14 protein-coding genes, 1 tRNA gene and 3 pseudogenes are annotated in these 15093 nt (G+C 59.1%); 4 read left to right on the top strand and 14 right to left on the bottom strand.

The features are described 5' to 3' along the window. Window positions 1-77: 77 nt before the first annotated feature. Both PSQ19_RS13730 and PSQ19_RS13725 read right to left on the bottom strand, forming a co-directional pair. Window positions 78-1449 (bottom strand): annotated as a pseudogene (locus PSQ19_RS13730) (ammonium transporter). Between the two features lie 26 nt (window positions 1450-1475). After that, entirely contained in the window at window positions 1476-1814 is a 339-nt protein-coding gene (locus tag PSQ19_RS13725) for a P-II family nitrogen regulator (RefSeq protein WP_282218192.1), read from the bottom strand. Between the two features lie 273 nt (window positions 1815-2087). Between PSQ19_RS13725 and PSQ19_RS13720 the strand changes: the two are divergent. Then, window positions 2088-3312, top strand: a pseudogene (locus tag PSQ19_RS13720) (FAD-dependent monooxygenase). 5 nt (window positions 3313-3317) lie between these two features. On the opposite strand, the gene PSQ19_RS13715 reads toward PSQ19_RS13720, so the two are convergent. From PSQ19_RS13715 to PSQ19_RS13700, 4 genes are read right to left on the bottom strand one after another with little or no spacing between them, the layout of a single operon-like run. Then, window positions 3318-3545, bottom strand: a complete 228-nt coding sequence (locus PSQ19_RS13715) for a Trm112 family protein (RefSeq protein ID WP_282218191.1) — start codon at window positions 3543-3545, stop codon at window positions 3318-3320. After that, entirely contained in the window at window positions 3545-4213 is a 669-nt protein-coding gene (locus tag PSQ19_RS13710; RefSeq protein WP_282218190.1) for an LON peptidase substrate-binding domain-containing protein, read from the bottom strand. The genes PSQ19_RS13715 and PSQ19_RS13710 overlap by 1 nt, the downstream gene beginning before the upstream one ends. 11 nt (window positions 4214-4224) lie before the next feature. Continuing rightward, window positions 4225-5043, bottom strand: coding sequence for a thioredoxin family protein (locus PSQ19_RS13705; RefSeq protein ID WP_282220708.1), 819 nt, complete (start codon window positions 5041-5043; stop codon window positions 4225-4227). Next, window positions 4988-5176 (bottom strand): hypothetical protein, encoded by a 189-nt coding sequence (locus PSQ19_RS13700; RefSeq protein ID WP_282220778.1) that lies wholly within the window; start codon window positions 5174-5176, stop codon window positions 4988-4990. The genes PSQ19_RS13705 and PSQ19_RS13700 overlap by 56 nt, the downstream gene beginning before the upstream one ends. Before the next feature lie 189 nt (window positions 5177-5365). On the opposite strand from PSQ19_RS13700, the gene PSQ19_RS13695 reads away from it, so the two are divergent. Further along, a tRNA-Gly gene (locus PSQ19_RS13695) sits at window positions 5366-5440 on the top strand. 234 nt (window positions 5441-5674) lie between these two features. Here the strand turns inward: PSQ19_RS13695 and PSQ19_RS13690 are convergent. Continuing rightward, a complete protein-coding gene (locus tag PSQ19_RS13690) occupies window positions 5675-6385 on the bottom strand; it encodes a L,D-transpeptidase family protein (RefSeq protein WP_282218189.1) in 711 nt (236 codons plus the stop codon). 443 nt (window positions 6386-6828) lie between these two features. Between PSQ19_RS13690 and PSQ19_RS19910 the strand changes: the two are divergent. Next, a pseudogene (locus PSQ19_RS19910) lies at window positions 6829-7449 on the top strand (AMP-binding protein); the annotation flags it as partial. Further along, window positions 7370-9661, top strand: coding sequence for an AMP-binding protein (locus PSQ19_RS13680; RefSeq protein WP_282218187.1), 2292 nt, complete (start codon window positions 7370-7372; stop codon window positions 9659-9661). The pseudogene PSQ19_RS19910 and the gene PSQ19_RS13680, both read left to right, overlap by 80 nt. Here PSQ19_RS13680 and PSQ19_RS13675 read toward each other — a convergent pair. The 7 genes from PSQ19_RS13675 to PSQ19_RS13645 form a co-directional block, all read right to left on the bottom strand. Continuing rightward, window positions 9636-10292: a cytochrome P450 gene (locus PSQ19_RS13675; RefSeq protein WP_282218186.1), complete on the bottom strand. Its 657-nt coding sequence runs from the start codon at window positions 10290-10292 to the stop codon at window positions 9636-9638. The two genes, PSQ19_RS13680 and PSQ19_RS13675, sit on opposite strands and share 26 nt — an antisense overlap. Continuing rightward, complete coding sequence (locus PSQ19_RS13670; protein WP_282218185.1) at window positions 10231-10887, bottom strand: cytochrome P450 family protein; 657 nt, start codon at window positions 10885-10887, stop codon at window positions 10231-10233. Before PSQ19_RS13670 ends, PSQ19_RS13675 begins: the two co-directional genes overlap by 62 nt. Beyond that, window positions 10865-11986 (bottom strand): amidohydrolase family protein, encoded by a 1122-nt coding sequence (locus PSQ19_RS13665; RefSeq protein WP_282218184.1) that lies wholly within the window; start codon window positions 11984-11986, stop codon window positions 10865-10867. The genes PSQ19_RS13670 and PSQ19_RS13665 overlap by 23 nt, the downstream gene beginning before the upstream one ends. A 556-nt stretch (window positions 11987-12542) precedes the next feature. After that, a complete protein-coding gene (locus PSQ19_RS13660; RefSeq protein ID WP_328517661.1) occupies window positions 12543-12911 on the bottom strand; it encodes a hypothetical protein in 369 nt (122 codons plus the stop codon). A 49-nt stretch (window positions 12912-12960) separates the two neighbouring features. Continuing rightward, window positions 12961-13773: a cytochrome-c peroxidase gene (locus tag PSQ19_RS13655; RefSeq protein ID WP_282218182.1), complete on the bottom strand. Its 813-nt coding sequence runs from the start codon at window positions 13771-13773 to the stop codon at window positions 12961-12963. 79 nt (window positions 13774-13852) lie between these two features. Next, complete coding sequence (locus PSQ19_RS13650; protein ID WP_282218181.1) at window positions 13853-14137, bottom strand: hypothetical protein; 285 nt, start codon at window positions 14135-14137, stop codon at window positions 13853-13855. After that, a complete protein-coding gene (locus tag PSQ19_RS13645; protein WP_282220707.1) occupies window positions 14094-15008 on the bottom strand; it encodes a helix-turn-helix transcriptional regulator in 915 nt (304 codons plus the stop codon). Before PSQ19_RS13645 ends, PSQ19_RS13650 begins: the two co-directional genes overlap by 44 nt. Between the last annotated feature and the right edge of the window lie 85 nt (window positions 15009-15093).

The following is a 15093-nucleotide window of genomic DNA, read 5'->3' as shown; positions in this document are numbered from 1 at the left end:
AGAGGAACACGAGCCTGCACGCGATCACCAATCGCTCGTTGGTGCCGGGGCGGCGCATCCGCCGCCGGCATTGTTGGTCAGTTGTAGGCGCGTTCACCGTGTGTTGCGAGGTCGAGACCGTCGCTCTCGGCACTTTCGGTAACCCGCAGGCCGCCGAACAGGGCTTTGACTATCAACAGGGCGACAAGGGCAACGACACCGGACCAGACCACGGCAATGGCCACGGCTGTCAACTGGATCATGAACTGGCCACCCATGGAATAACCGTCGAGTGCGTAACCACCTAGCGCTGGGCTGGCAACAATCGCGGTACCCAGTGCGCCGACGATGCCACCGATGCCGTGAATGCCGAAGACGTCGAGGCTGTCGTCATATTTCAGCATTGGCTTGAGGTTGACCACTGCCCAGAAGCACACGAGCGAGGCAACAGCACCCAAAACGATCGCCCCGAAGGTGCCGGAAAAACCAGCGGCGGGGGTGATGGCCACAAGGCCGGCCACGGCGCCAGAGACGGCACCAAGGGCCGATGCATGGCCACGGCTAAGTCTTTCTGCCAACGCCCAGGCCAGACCAGCAGCAGCGGGCGCGGTAATGGTATTCAGAAACGCTTGGGCGGTCAGGCCGTTGGCCTCAAGGTTCGAACCGGCGTTGAAACCAAACCAGCCAACCCACAACAGGCAAGCGCCGATATAGGTGAAGGTCAGATTATGGGGCGCAATCGGCTCCTTGAGGAAGCCAACGCGGGGGCCGAGCACGATGGCTGCGACCAGAGCCTGCGATACCGGAATTGATGTGCACGACGGTGCCACCGGCAAAATCATAGGCACCCAGATTGAATAGGAGACCGGGACCGCTCCAGACCATGTGGGCGATGGGGATATAGGAAAAGGTGAACCAGATGGCGAGGAAAGCCATCAGGGCGCCAAACTTCATCCGCTCGGCAATGGCACCGACGATCAGCGTGCCGGTAATGGCGGCAAAGGTCAGCTGGAAAATCACAAATACCAGTTCGGGCAATTCGAACCCGGCCGAGAAGGTCGCGGCGGTGCTGTCGGGCGTGACGCCGTTTAGGAAGAATTTGGAAAAGTCGCCAAAGAATGCGGACAGCCCGCCCTCGGTTGGACCGGCAAAGGCCAGTGAGTAACCGTAGGCGACCCAAAGCAGGGCCAGCATGGCAAAGCCCGCAAAAACCTGGGTGAGAACCGACAGAATATTCTTGGCGCGAACAAGGCCACCATAGAACAGGGCGAGCCCGGGAATGGTCATCAGAATGACCAAGGCTGTGCAAACCAGCATCCAGGCGGTGTCGCCCTTGTCGATTATCGGCACCACGGCGGCCGCGGCTTCAGCAGCTGGCGCCGCAGCCTCCTGTGCAAGTGTGGGCAGTGTCAACACCAGCGTTGCCAGCAGACCCCCACCCAATATTGTTGACGTTTTCAAGCCTGTCATTTCTTCTTCTCCGATTGGGGTGGCGCCTAAAGCGCGGCGGCGCCGGTTTCGCCGGTGCGGATGCGGGTTACGGCTTCGAGATCAACGACAAAAATCTTGCCGTCGCCAATGCGCCCGGTCTGGGCGCTTTCGCAAATGGCGGTCGTGACAGCGTCACTGACCGGATCATCAACGGCGATTTCAATTTTGAGCTTGGGCAGGAAATGCACGGCATATTCGGTGCCGCGATAGATTTCAGAATGCCCCTTCTGGCGGCCATATCCTTTGACCTCGGTCACGGTCATGCCGTGGATATCGAGGGAGTTGAGTGCCTGGCGGACCTCTTCGAGGCGTGAAGGCTTGATAATCGCTATCACCAGTTTCATGTTTGCCCCTTTGCGACTGTGCGCTGTTCACTGTAGATGGTCTTTTAGACTCAAGCGGCGTGCCAACTGCGAATTTGATCATATTGTTGTTGTAAAACAACGGTTTATAATCTGGCCTAATTTGCCAGCGCCAAAGGAGGTGCTATATTGCACATATTTTGTGCATGACCTTTTCGCAATTGGGCAAAATTCGGGCAGCCATTGACGCGCGGCGTTTGGCGCGCTTGTCTTGTGCCGTCGCGCGGGAGACAGTGGGGCAAATGGAGCTTTGTCATGGTCGCAGCTGTGGATCGATATGATGTCCTGATTGTCGGCGGTGGTCCGGTGGGCCTGTCCATGGCCCTCAGCCTGACCCGTTTCATGGCAGGTGCTCGCATTGGTCTTGTCGATCGCCGCCCGATGAGCGTGCCGCAGGATAGCCGGGCCAGTGCCATTGCGGCTGGCGTGCGGCGGGTGTTCGAGACGCTGGGCGTATGGGAGACGATGGCGGCGCAGGCCCAGCCGATCACCGCGATGAATATTACAGATTCAGGGGTCGGCGATATGGCGCGGCCGCTCTATCTGCGGTTTGAGGGGGATGTTGGGCCCGGTGAAGCCTTTGCCCATATGGTGCCCAATCGCGTTATGGCGCAGGCGCTGCTCGACGATATCACTGACATTGTCGACATCATCGCTCCAGTCGAGATCACCCATCGGGACCATGATAGTTTTGGTACGCGGCTGGTGCTCAGTAACGGGCGTCAGTTGGGTGCGGCGCTGGTGATTGCAGCCGACGGTGCACAGTCAAATCTACGCCAGGGCGCTGGTATCGGGGTGGTCGGTCATGACTATGGCCAGAACGGCATCGTTACCACGATTGAACACGAGCCTGGACCATCTTGGTGTCGCCTATGAGCATTTCCGCCCGGCAGGTCCTTTTGCCAGTCTGCCTTTGCCCGGAAATCGCTCGTCGCTGGTCTGGACCGAGACACGCGAGGCAGCGACCCATTATGTTGCCATGTCCGCACAACAATTGGCACACGAGATCGAAATGGTCATGGGATCCAGTCTTGGTACGGTAAAAATCGTTGAGAAGGTTCAGAGCTTTCCGCTGCGCATGCAGATTGCGCGCGACATGGTGGCGCCGCGCCTGGCGCTGATCGGGGACGCGGCCCATGTGGTGCATCCAATTGCCGGGCAAGGCCTTAATCTGGGCCTCAAGGACGTTGCGGCGTTGGCCGAGGTCGTCATCGAGGCGATGCGGCTGGGGATGGATCATGGGGGCGAGGATGTGCTGGCGCGCTACCAGTCCTGGAGGCGTTTGGACACCAGTGCCATGGCCATGGTCACCGACATGATGAACCGGTTGTTTTCCAACGATGTTGCCCCCGTCCGCGCCCTGCGCGATCTGGGCCTGGGGCTGGTCGACAGGGCAGGTCCGCTCAAGGAGGCAATGATTCGCAATGCGTCCGGGCTGACCAGCACCGGCCCACGCCTGTTGCTGGGACAGCCGATTTAGTCTTGTTATCGAGCGCCGGACGGATGTGGCAGGCGCTTGAGTTCGTCGGGCTCAACGCTGCGTGCCTCATCGAGGCTGAGCAATGGCACACCCTCAACGATTGGAAAGGCCAGTCGTCCCGCGATTGAAATCAGTTCTTTTTTGTCTTCCGACAGGCTCAATCGAGTCTTGGTCAGCGGGCAGACCAGCATTTCGAGGGTTTTGACATCAACGACGTGGCGCGGGTCGGTCATCAGTTCAGTGGTGCAGCCGGACCGTCACCGCCATGGGCCATTTCATACTCGGTCATGGCAATCAGGGTTTCAGCACGCGCCTCCAACGTATCGGCTTCGAGCAGGACCTGCTTTTCGGCGGCACCATAGGGTGACACCATGCAGCAAAAATTGATCAGGTCAGCCGTGCCGGTGCGCTCGATCTCATCCCAGTTCAGTTCAAAATTGGCGAATTCGGCGTAGTCGCGCATCATTTTGACAAAGCGATCGCGATCCACACCTTCCTCGCCAAAACTGCGCTCGAAATCGGGCTCGAACCCGTGTCCGGAGATCAGGCACTGGCGATAGGGGGTCATTACTGTCAGTTCAGACACCAATTTGAAACGGGTGACGCCTTCCAAAATGATGAAATAGTGCCCGTCACTATTCTCCTCGAAATGGGTCAGGCGTCCGAGGCAACCCACTTTTTGAAGTGGGCTGCGGCCTTTGGGTGATTCCTCAGAGGTGTCTTCGGGCTGGATAAGCCCAATCATCCGGTTGGTCCGCAGTGCCGCATCGACCATCTCGATATAGCGCGGTTCAAAGACGTTGAGCGGGCGGTGCGAAAAGGGCAACAACAGCGCACCGGACAGTGGAAAGACCGGCACCGATTTTGGCAACTCGGCGGGCGAGGCGGGTCTTTTGAGCATTGCGGGCTCCCTTAGGCGAAGAGGACGGCCGACATCAGCCGGCGGCCCTTGATGGTTGCTGGATCCTTGGCACCCCAGGCTTCGAACAGCTCGATCAGTTTTTTGCGGGCGCCATCATCGTTCCAGGTGCGGTCACGCTTCATCAGCGCCACCAACTGTTCGGCGGCGCCCAGCCGGTCGCCATTGGCGTTGCGTACGACCGCCAGGTCAAACCGCGCCTGATGATCGTCGGGATTGGCGGCAATCGCCGCCTCCAAAGTGTCGGCCTCGGACAGATCCTTGGCTTCCTCGAGCAGGCGAATGGCGGCCATCGCCGCGGCATAGTCGTCGCCGGTACGGGCGGCGTCGGGCAGCATTTCGAGCGTGGCCTTGGCCTGATCTGCTTCACCGGCAGCCAGATAGGTGCGTGCCAAGCCCAACGCCGCACCGGCATGGTCGGGCATATGCTGCAAAACCATGCCAAAAATTTGCGCCGAGCGGCCCAGATCACCAGCGGTCAATGCTTCATTGGCGGCTTCGATGGCTTTGGCAATCTGCTCTTCCATCGACTCGGGTTCGGGTGGGGCTTCGGGGGCGCCAGCGATCACTTTTTCGGCGAAGCGGCGCACCTCCCCTTCGGGCAGGGCGCCCATGAAGCCATCGACGGGCCGGCCGCCTGCGAAGGCGAACACTGCTGGAATGGACTGAACACCCAGTTGTCCGGCGATCTGGGGATGCTCATCAATATTGATTTTGACCAATCGGATCTTGCCGGCCTTCTCGGTTACCACTTTTTCAAGTGTCGGGGTCAGGGCGCGGCACGGGCCACACCATGGCGCCCAAAAATCCACCAATACAGGAGCCTTGTACCGACGCGTCGATCACATCAGCCTTGAAATTCTGATCACTTGATTCGGCGATCAAGGCGCCGGCGGGGGCGGCATTGTTTTTTGGGGCGGCTGCGCCGTTCAACTCAAATGTCATAACTGGGCCTTCGCGACTGAACTGTTTGCGGTTTTGGGGCTCTTTGTGCGCCTTGAGGCGCCTGTGTGACAAGCCCTTGTGTCTTGTGCGCCATCCACTTGCAGATTATTACTTGCAATCAGAGTGCGCATTGGGCATATAGGCGCGCGTCGCGTCGGTGCCAAGGCATCGCACGAAAGACACTGGAGTGCGGGTGTAGCTCAGGGGTAGAGCATAACCTTGCCAAGGTTAGGGTCGTGGGTTCGAATCCCATCGCCCGCTCCAATATCAAAGGGTGGCAAACCTTTGATGACAAAGGGTCCTTAGGGGCCTTTTTTTGTTTTTCAGACATTGTTGGAATGGTTTGGTTGGAGTGTCTGGCTCCTATCTTGTTTCCGCGCTGGCCATCATTCCCAATTAGCAGCGTTGAGAAACAAGCAGGTCGCACTTCCAAATCGCAAGCACGATGCGGTCTCAGCGATCCCTCCGGAGCGCTGGGATGTGGGACGACGCCCATGCCTATGCCGGCAGGACAATCACTTTGGTGTTGACCGGGGTCCGTGAATAAAGGTCCATCATGTCCTGAGTGAGAAGGCCGATACAGCCGCTTGAAATGCCTTTGCCGATCGTTTCCGCTACAGTTGTGCTGTAGAGCGTGTAGAGCGTATAAATGCCGTTCTGATAGAGATAGAGCGTGCGGGCGCCGAGAGGATTGTCCAGGCCCGGTGGCATGCCGCCGGCATATTTGGCGGCTTCTGGCTGTCGCAGGATCATTTCCCTTGGCGGCGTCCAGACTGGCCATTCGGCCTTGCGCCCGACATAGGCGTCACCGTTCCACAGGAACCCGGCGCGGCCGACATTGGCGCCGTAACGGGTGGCATATCCGTCGCCTTCGATGCGGTAGACATAGTAGTGGCTCGGATCGACGATAATCGTTCCAGCCACTTCCTTGGTGTCATAATGCACTGTCCGGCGATAATACTTCGGATTGATCTTGCTCACATTGACGGCCGGGATTGGGAAGCGCTCGTCAGGCAATGGTCCGTAAACCTTCTGCGCCTCTGCGAGGCTCATACCGCCGGTCGTGGCGCAACCGGCAAGCGCCAACGCGCTAAGACTGACGGCTGAGCCAACCAGAAATGATCGGCGGCTGATAGCCCCCGCCCTACGCACGGAACAAGCCGCCTCGTCCATATCGCCCGCATCGGCAATTCCATTGTCCAAGTTCATGACTTGAATATTCCCATTTCTCGTTGCCCGCCAACAATAATCGGTGGCAGGTCACACGCTGTACGTCTTGCTGCAATAAGATTGGTCTAACGCGACTCAATTGGCAAGCTTGGCTTTTTCCGGGTGGCGCTCGCGTTGTGGAGGCGGGATGAGACCGGTCAGTATTTGGTCAACCATCGCGTAGCAGACATTCAAACCTGTAGTGCCGCAGTTTTAGTCTGGTGTGAACACTATCTTTGCGGCGGGCGGACCGGCCAATACGGCATGCCAGAAAGAACGTCGAATTCGTGAGCTTCGTAGAGACCGCAGAATAGACCCCGTGGCGTTGGTTGGTGACCGGACGGTCTTGGCGTGGGACTTGGCAGAAAAATGTGTGCTAAACACAGAGCGTTTGTCGCTAATGTGGACTCGTTTGACTGTTGCCAGACCAGAAATCCGATCTTATGTCGCTCCTTGCCGCGCCGGACAAGGCAATTGCACTGCGCTCATCCGATGGCACGCAATGTACCTATGGGCAGTTGCGGAAACAACTCGCCGAATTTGGACGCTGGCTACGAGGGAGTGGATTTGCACCCGGTCATCGGGTCGCCACACTGTTGCCCGATGCCGCATCAACCGCGGTGGCACAGCTTGGCCTTTGTGCTGAATTGACGGCGATTCCGCTCAATCCAAAGCTGACTGCTAATGAGATTTCAGAAGCGCTCGCGCAGCTTGGCCCCGACGCTGTTCTGATCGACGCCAAGGACAGCGAGACGCGGGCGCTGCTCGAACGGCGCGGGATGGCGATTCTGGCGCTGCAGTCGGAACCGTCTCGCCATTATGGTGCCTTCTCGATCGGCCTTGCCTCGGGTGCTGTCCTGCCGCCGGAACGATCGAACCGCGGCGATATAGCCCTTGTCCTGCCGACCTCGGGGTCAACTGGCGGACCCAAACGGGTTCCGCTAACACGCCAAGCGCTTGTTAGGCTCGGCGCGAACAATTGCCATGACCCTCGCGCTTGGTCCTTCGGACATCGCCGTCCATATGCTGCCCATGTACCATATTGGTGCCATCGTCGATTTGCTACTTGCGCCCCTCAGCACGGGGGGCGGTGTGCATTTCGCTCATCCTATCGCCACCGAAAACCTTCGAGACGCGCTGCTCAGCGAGTCCTGCACCTGGATGCAGGGCGTGCCCACCATGCTGATCAATCTGGCTGCAGCCTGCTCGGATACCGAACTGGCGGCCATCGGACGCAAATTGCGCTTTGTGCGGTCGGTGTCGTCGGACTTATCGGCGGAACGTCAGAGCGAACTCGAAGCCCGCTTTTCGGGCATCCCGATCATTGCCATGTACGGCATGACGGAAACAGCCGGCCAAATCGCCAGTAATCCGTTGCCTCCCGCGCGTCGCCGACCCGGAAGCGTGGGGCTGGCAAATGGCGCCGAAATCCTGATCGCCGACGCGTTCGGTAATCCTGTTGAAACCGGTCTGCCCGGCGAGATTTTCGTAGCCGGTCCCACAACTACACCAGGCTACGAAGGCGTGCCACGTATCGACCATTTTGTCGGTCGCTGGCTGCGGACCGGCGACACGGGTCGGATCGACGCCGATGGATATTTATGGCTGACGGGTCGGGTCAAGGACATCATCAATCGCGGCGGTGAAAAGATCGCTCCGCAGGAGATCGACCGCGCCCTGATGGCGCATCCCGCCGTCGCAGAGGCTGCCGCATTTGGCGTGCCTCATCCCAGTCTTGGGGAGGAGGTCGCTGTCGCCGTGACGATGCGGAGGGATTGCATTGTAGAGCCGGTGGCCATGCGCGCCGCCCTCGCCGAACGCCTGGCCCCTCATAAATGCCCGCGCCGCATCGTGGTCCTCGACACGCTGCCAAAACTGGGATCCGGCAAGATCGACCGCAATGCACTCAGGCGCATGTTTGCTGATTCAGCCAATGCCGCTGTCGAGGAAGAGATAGCCACGCCGCTAGGAAAGCGGCTGTTCGCCCTATGGTGTGAGGTCCTGAAGCGGCCGCATCTGGCCCTCGACGATGACTTTTTCGATCAAGGCGGCGACAGTCTGTTGGCAACCACATTGATGCTGACTCTTGAGCAGGAATTTGGCAAATCGATACCGGCCAACCTGCTCTATGAAGCCCCCACCCTGCGCCAGTTCGAACAGCTCTTTGACCAGCTGGTCTCGCCGCCCTATGAGGGCGCGTTGCCCGCACCCGTGTTCAGCGCTGTCAAGTCCGCGATGACGGGCTGGGGTGGGCGGCGCACCCATTCCTGGTCGCTTGTGGCCGGCCATAATGGTGCCAGTGAAGGGCAACCCTTTTTCTGGTGTTCGGCTGGCGTGGAGCAGTGGCAGCATGTGGTTGACGCCAGCGCGGGTGATCGCCCCATCTATCTATTGCGATCGCTATCCGGATTGTCCGTAAAGTCTGCGGCCAATACGACCCTGCTTGCCGAGCACTATGCTGACGAAATCATGGGGCTGCATCCCCAGGGCGCCATTGCTCTTGGCGGCTTTTGTCAGGGTGCCGTGGTCACGCGGCAGATCGCCGAAAACCTGCGAGCGCGAGGACGGACGATCGCTCTGCATGTTGTGGTCGATCGTCGTTTTGACACGCCCGACCGACTGCCTACCGTCTATTTCTGGGGTAGGGACAATGTCCATTCGGGGGCCGCCGTGTTCACCTCACCGGAACTCGCCCTGCCTCGCCTGCATCCGGCGGGAGCGGTCAGTTTCAATCTCGATTACGACCATGGCGACCTGACCGCGCCCATCGCCGCCAAAACCATCATGCAGCGTGTCACGCAATTGCTGGCGTCCGGTTTGCAGGTGACGCTGGTCGAGAGTTGTGGCGAGACCCCGTCGGGGGACGACGTTATGGCCAGCATCATTGCACCAACGCCGTTCTGGGCTGCGCCGGGGCAGCCGCTGCAACTGGACGTCACGGTGCGCAATTCGGGCAACACGGCGTGGCGACGTGGCCCCCATAAAAGTTATCGCCTTGCGGCGCGTTGGTCCAATCTGGATGGCTATCCTCGAGTCCTGAATGCCGCCAGCGTTGACTTGCCGGCGGTGGTGCTGCCGGGCGAGAGTGTTGCATTGCAATTGCCGGTTGCCTTCCCTGAACGGGGCCTTCCCATGATGCTGCTGCTCGACGTGGTCGATGAGGGGGTCTTCTGGTTCCACGAAAGGACCGGACGCTCCTTTCGCCGCCTGGTATTGTGCAAGGGCCTGCCGCGCCGGGCTGCCAAAAAGTTCAGGAAGGCTGACGCCGGCGATTAGGGGCGATCCTTGCCTCGAGAAATTGTGGCCAGCGATGTCCAAAGCGCGGAACATAACGGACTTGCCCGGGTCTGGTGACAATCTCGATGTCCGCCCCAAGCAGGGCATTGACAGCCGCCGATATCTGACTTCGGGCCAGCTGCGCCCCGATACAAGAATGGCGACCGCCGCCAAAAGTCAGCATTGGCTCGAGATCTCGTTGGCAATCGAAGCGCTCCGGGTCGGCAAAGACGGTCTCGTCGTGATTGGCGCTACCAAGCAACAGGAAAACCGCCGTCTCGGCTGGTACTGCCAATCCCGCCAGCTCGGTGTCGCGCCGCACGATGCGGGAGATGATCTGCCCCGGCGCATCGCGTCGCAACGCCTCCTCTATCACGGCACCCAGCTTCATCTTGCCCTCGATCAGAGCCGCGCGTATTTCTGGGTGCTCGGTCAATGTCAGCATGACCGTACCAATCGCTGAAGCGACATTTTCCACACCATCCGCAAACAGCAAAATGCAGGCATCGACGATCTGCGTGTTGCTCAGACCGTGGCTACCATGGTCACGAAAATGCGCCAGAATACCGCTATCGGCATTGGGTAGGTGTTCGCAAACAATCGCTCTGAAGGCTGCCAGATCCTGGTTCACCTGACTGAAGGCGATGGGATCGGCAATCGGGGCGAATAGCAGGAAAAAGCTTTCGGCATATTTTTGCAGGCTCGGCGCCCGTTGCAGTTGGCAGGCCGAGAAAGTGACACATCACCTGAATAGTGAACGGCTTGGCAAATGTTTCAACCAGATCTCCACCGCCAACCGAGGCGAAGTCCTGGGCCTGGGTGCGTGCCAGCGCTTCGAGTTGGGTAGTGAAGTCGCGAAAACATGCAAAAAAGGCCGAGGTTATGGCCCTGCGCACCACAACGTGCTCGGGTTTGTCGAGGAAGGGCGGGATGTTGCTGGCAAGGTTTGCTGCTACATATTTTTCGGCATTGCGACTGTGCAGAGTGGAGAAGCGTGACGGCGCATTGCCAAGATCGGGATGGGACAGGGCCAGCTTGATATCTGCATGCCGGGTCAGGGCGAAACCTGCGGGCCGGCAGGGCAGTATTGGCCCGGCACGGCGCATCCGCCGATAGGCGGCATAGGGCGCGTTGTAGAGTTCGGCGCTGTCCAGCAGGAATTCCGCCGGGGCGGCAGTTCTTACTTTCCTGGCGAGCATGCCTTCAAACAGTTTGCCCAGTTGCACGCAGCACCTTTTCGATTTCGACGTCATTGCGGCGCAGATGGTCGGCAATGAGGGCACGATCATCTTCTGAAAGTGCCACTCCTGCGGCGAACTTTGCCAGGATCTCGGGTTGGTAGAAACGGATGGCGGCGCTGAGCACGAACACTTCGTCCATCAGGTCGGCCGTGGTGCTCGGCGAACAGATATCAGCAACATTGTCCGAGCCGAGACGGATAGGAATGCCGGCGGCGGCAAGTTGCAGAATGCGGGGGATGGAGTTGTCTGCCGGCGTGTGAAGGGGTCGTATTTGCCGCATCCCCACCGCCGCAGAGGGGCAACTGATGACGCCGACATTACACGCGAGCAGATTATCCACGAGGCGCGCGAAACGAGCGTCGTCATAGGTGGTCGGCGAAATCATGTGCACGGCCCAAACCATTGGCGTACCGTCCTGCGACACGGGTCCCGGCTCACCGTGCATCACCTCGAGAAGTCGCTCTGTTCCCCTTTCAGTCGGCTCCACGCGCTGGTCGGTATGTACGTGCAGCATCTTGTTTTCTCGCCGCGCCACATCGAGCATGCGCACGCAATGTTCCTCAAAGCCGATATTGTCGGGATAGTCGTCCCGATCATCGGCTTCAGGCAGGCAGCCGATGAAATCCGCGATTTTGGCGCCACGCTCGAAGACAGACCATCGTCCAGGCTCATCGTCGCGAAATCCAAGTGGAGAATAGGCTGCCGCTCGAATAGTGATGCGGTCCGCAACAGCTTGTGCGGCCTCGTTTAAGGTTTCAAGAGCCGAAAGCTGCACGCGATCATCGGTTACATCGACCATGGTATCGGCCAACCTCGTATTGGCCTCAAGCATGACCGCTACGCCATCCTCGACACGGGCAAGCATGTCGTCGCGACCATAGGCCGGGCCGTCGTGCACCGTATTGATCAGGGCATGTTTCTTCTGCAGCGAGATGGCCGAGCTTTCAAGTACGTGCACCCGCCCCTGATCGACATAGCCATCCTCGAGCGTGTTGATGCGGTCAAGATGAAGATGGGCATTGTGCAGACCGCCGTGTCGCGCGACGAGGACGCGCAGCCTGTCGTAAAATGGTGATTTGAGCATATTGGCGGCCCCCCAGGCGTCCAAATTCAAGAAATCGCCGCTGCGGCAAATGCCCTTCACACACGCAAGCAAAGTGCACGATGTGGATGACCAGCGACGCACCTACCAATGGAAATGTGCTGATTCGCTCCTGCCAGTCCAAGATCGCGGCGAGGGCAATGTTAATCGAAGTCGAATCCAGTTCCTGCCCATCACTAAAACTATGCAACAGGGAAGCGATGTCTACATTTTTCTTTCACGGACTATGGTCAAGTTGAAATAGGGCCCCCTGCAGAAAACATTATTTCGATCGGCGCAGTAACATTGAGAGTGTAAACGCGGCCGTTGACCTCGGTGTTATCGGGATGGCGCCTGTGTGCCAGGGCATGGTTCCTCGACCGATATGACACCCCTGGCGCTTCACGGTTCCGGTCGTTAGCGTGCGATGGGCCGGTCGAACCTCACGCACTGCAATCGTTCGGTTCTCAACGAAATTGGTAGATTTTGTGCTTTTTGGTGTGCCATTGAGCAGCCTATTAAATCAACGAATTTATTAGAACGGCCTCCCGCACCCGTTCTATGGCGCGGGCGGCGACGGGTTGAGGGTCGCCAGGAACGATTCGATGTCGGCAATTTGCTGGTCCGAAAGTTGCAGGGGTTTGAGTTCGCTTCTGCCGAAACTCGCTATGGGCGCGTTGTTGTAGTGGTCAATAACCGCGTGGAGGGTCGCGAATTGCCCGGCGTGCATATAGGGGGGACGTTGTGCCACGCCGCGCAGCGATGGCGAACGGAAGGCCCCGAAAAGATCAGGACTCGTAGTCTCCATAAAGTTGAGATCGGCACACTGGGCCGGTTTGGCATCGCTGAAGGGGCCGAGGCAATTGAACGGGTCGGACGCCAGTTGTTCGACAGCCGCACGCCGGCCACTATCGACGTCGGCTGACATCGATTGCAATCCCAGATTGTGGAAGGCGTTGTCGGTGAAAAGTGGTCCGTTATGGCAACTTGCGCAGTTTCCTTGTCCGATGAAGAGCCTTGAGGCCCCTACGTTCCGCTGCCGTGAAGGCAATATCGGCACCCTGCTGGTCGCCAGCCGCCAAAGCGGAAGCGTAGGCGTCGAATCGGGTCGGGACAGGCCCGATAGTCCGTTCGAACGCAGCAATCGATTTGCCAATATTGGCGTAAGCGAGGCCGACTGCTTTTTGCTGCCGAGGGTCGATTGCGTTCCAGGCGGCGACCATCTCGGCTGACCCGCTGGGCATGGCGTGTTGGGGCAGGCCCGAGACGTCGGGGACTTGGCCAAAGATCGCTTCATATTGCGCTTTATAGGCACTGGCCACCAACTGAACGACCATTGTTCGGTCAGCACCGTGCTCGAGTGGGTTTTCGAGGGGCCCAAGTGCCTGGGACCACTGACTGTCTTTGCGTCCGTCCCAGAACAGGAATGGGAAATAGGCTGTAGCGACGATGGGCATGGTGCGCCGTGTGCCATTGGCCATGCCATGCCCTACCGGCAGATCGTCCTGGAACTGGCGGTCGGGCCTGTGGCATGAGGCGCACGAAATGGCGCCGTTGGCGCTGAGCCGCGTGTCGAAGAACAATGCCTTGCCAAGCGCCGCCGCCGCCGGATTGGCCGACACACGGTTGGAGGGGTCTGGATGGAGCGGGGGCAGGTTTGCGAGCGACATCGATTCGATGTGCTCGATCTCCTCGGCGGTCCAATATGGATTGAACATGACCGAGCGCACCCCGAGCACCGAGGCAGCGCAGGCCAGACCAGCAAGAATGAAAAGGGTACGCGGTCGCATGATCACAGCACCAGGTTGAACGTCGCTTGATCAGCGCCATTCGGCCCGTCGATCGAGACGGTCAATGTCCACCATCCGGTCATGTTGAACTCATGCCTTCGATCAGGTGGCTTCCATTACCCAGGTCGGTCGTGACCACAGGTCTGGTCGGCAGGCCGTGGCCATGCTGGGGCATGCCGCCATCGATGGTGATCGTTGCAGCATCCACAGGCTCACCGTCCAACTGCGTGATCCTGACTGTCCAATTGTGTATTGCGCCGACGGGAATGGGTGAGTGGTCGGGCGCGAGCGAGGCTACATAATGGGCATGATCGGTGGCCTTACTGAGCGACAGGTCGAGATCTGACGGCGGCGGTGCCATCATGCGGGCAGCGAATCCGGCGCCGGCGACAATGATGAGGGTGAGTGGTGCGAGCCACAAAATCTGGCGGCGTGAAAATTTGGCGGACATTATTGGTTCCTCGAGTTGCGGTTATGCAGGGCTCGATAAACCTGTCCATTGTGCGAGAATTGAATATAGGGGCTAACCAGTCAGTTGACCCGTTGCCACCGGCCCATTCTGGCGCAGGGAGCCTCGGCGCAAACCCATACATGCGGCGTGCCGTACGCGTCAGATGCGCTGAGTCCGCAAAATTCGTTGCATGGGCGGCGTTGGTCCAGGACCCGTGAGTATAGCCAAGGTCGAGCGCCCGGTTAAGTCTCGTCCAAAGCAGGTAAGAGCGGAAGGAAATGCCTGTCTCCTGGACAAACAGGTGGCGGAAACGACCCGGAGAGAGCCCGACATGGGTAGCGACGTCCTCCAAGGTCAAAGTGTCGGCAAGTCGCCCCCAGATGAATGTCATGGCCTGTTTGATGCGCTGGTCGACCGGTTGGGGGACGATACGTTCGGCCAGAGAATAAAGTGCTTCGAGCACGATTTCTTCGATATTCTCATCGGCCTGTCCGTCGTCGAAGGCTGAGGCAAGGTGTGCAGCACGTTGACTGATCTCGGGCGCGGCAACAGCGCATATGTCCTCACCGCCAAAACGCAACCGCAATGCACGACCCAGGACCGACTCCGGTTCGCAGAACAGATGCGCGATAGTCTTGCCCGGCGCCTGAAAGGTGTGGGTGCGGTCAGGCGGGATCATCACTGCATCGTAGGATTGCCAGGCGTCTGAATTGCTGGTGCGAAACTGAACGCGACCGGAAAGGCCCACGCTGACCTGGATGGCATGATGTGCGTGGAGCCTCACTAACGCCAAGGGCCTGGCCGATCCACACGCTTCCACCCGACCAGAAGATGAAGCGTCCAATGCCGTTAAGCTGCATACGCGCATT

Origin of the sequence: Devosia algicola (assembly GCF_028816455.1) — a bacterium.
GTDB lineage: Bacteria > Pseudomonadota > Alphaproteobacteria > Rhizobiales > Devosiaceae > Devosia > Devosia algicola.
Note: the sequence above shows the minus strand (reverse complement) of the source record. Positions and strands in the feature narration are given on the sequence as shown.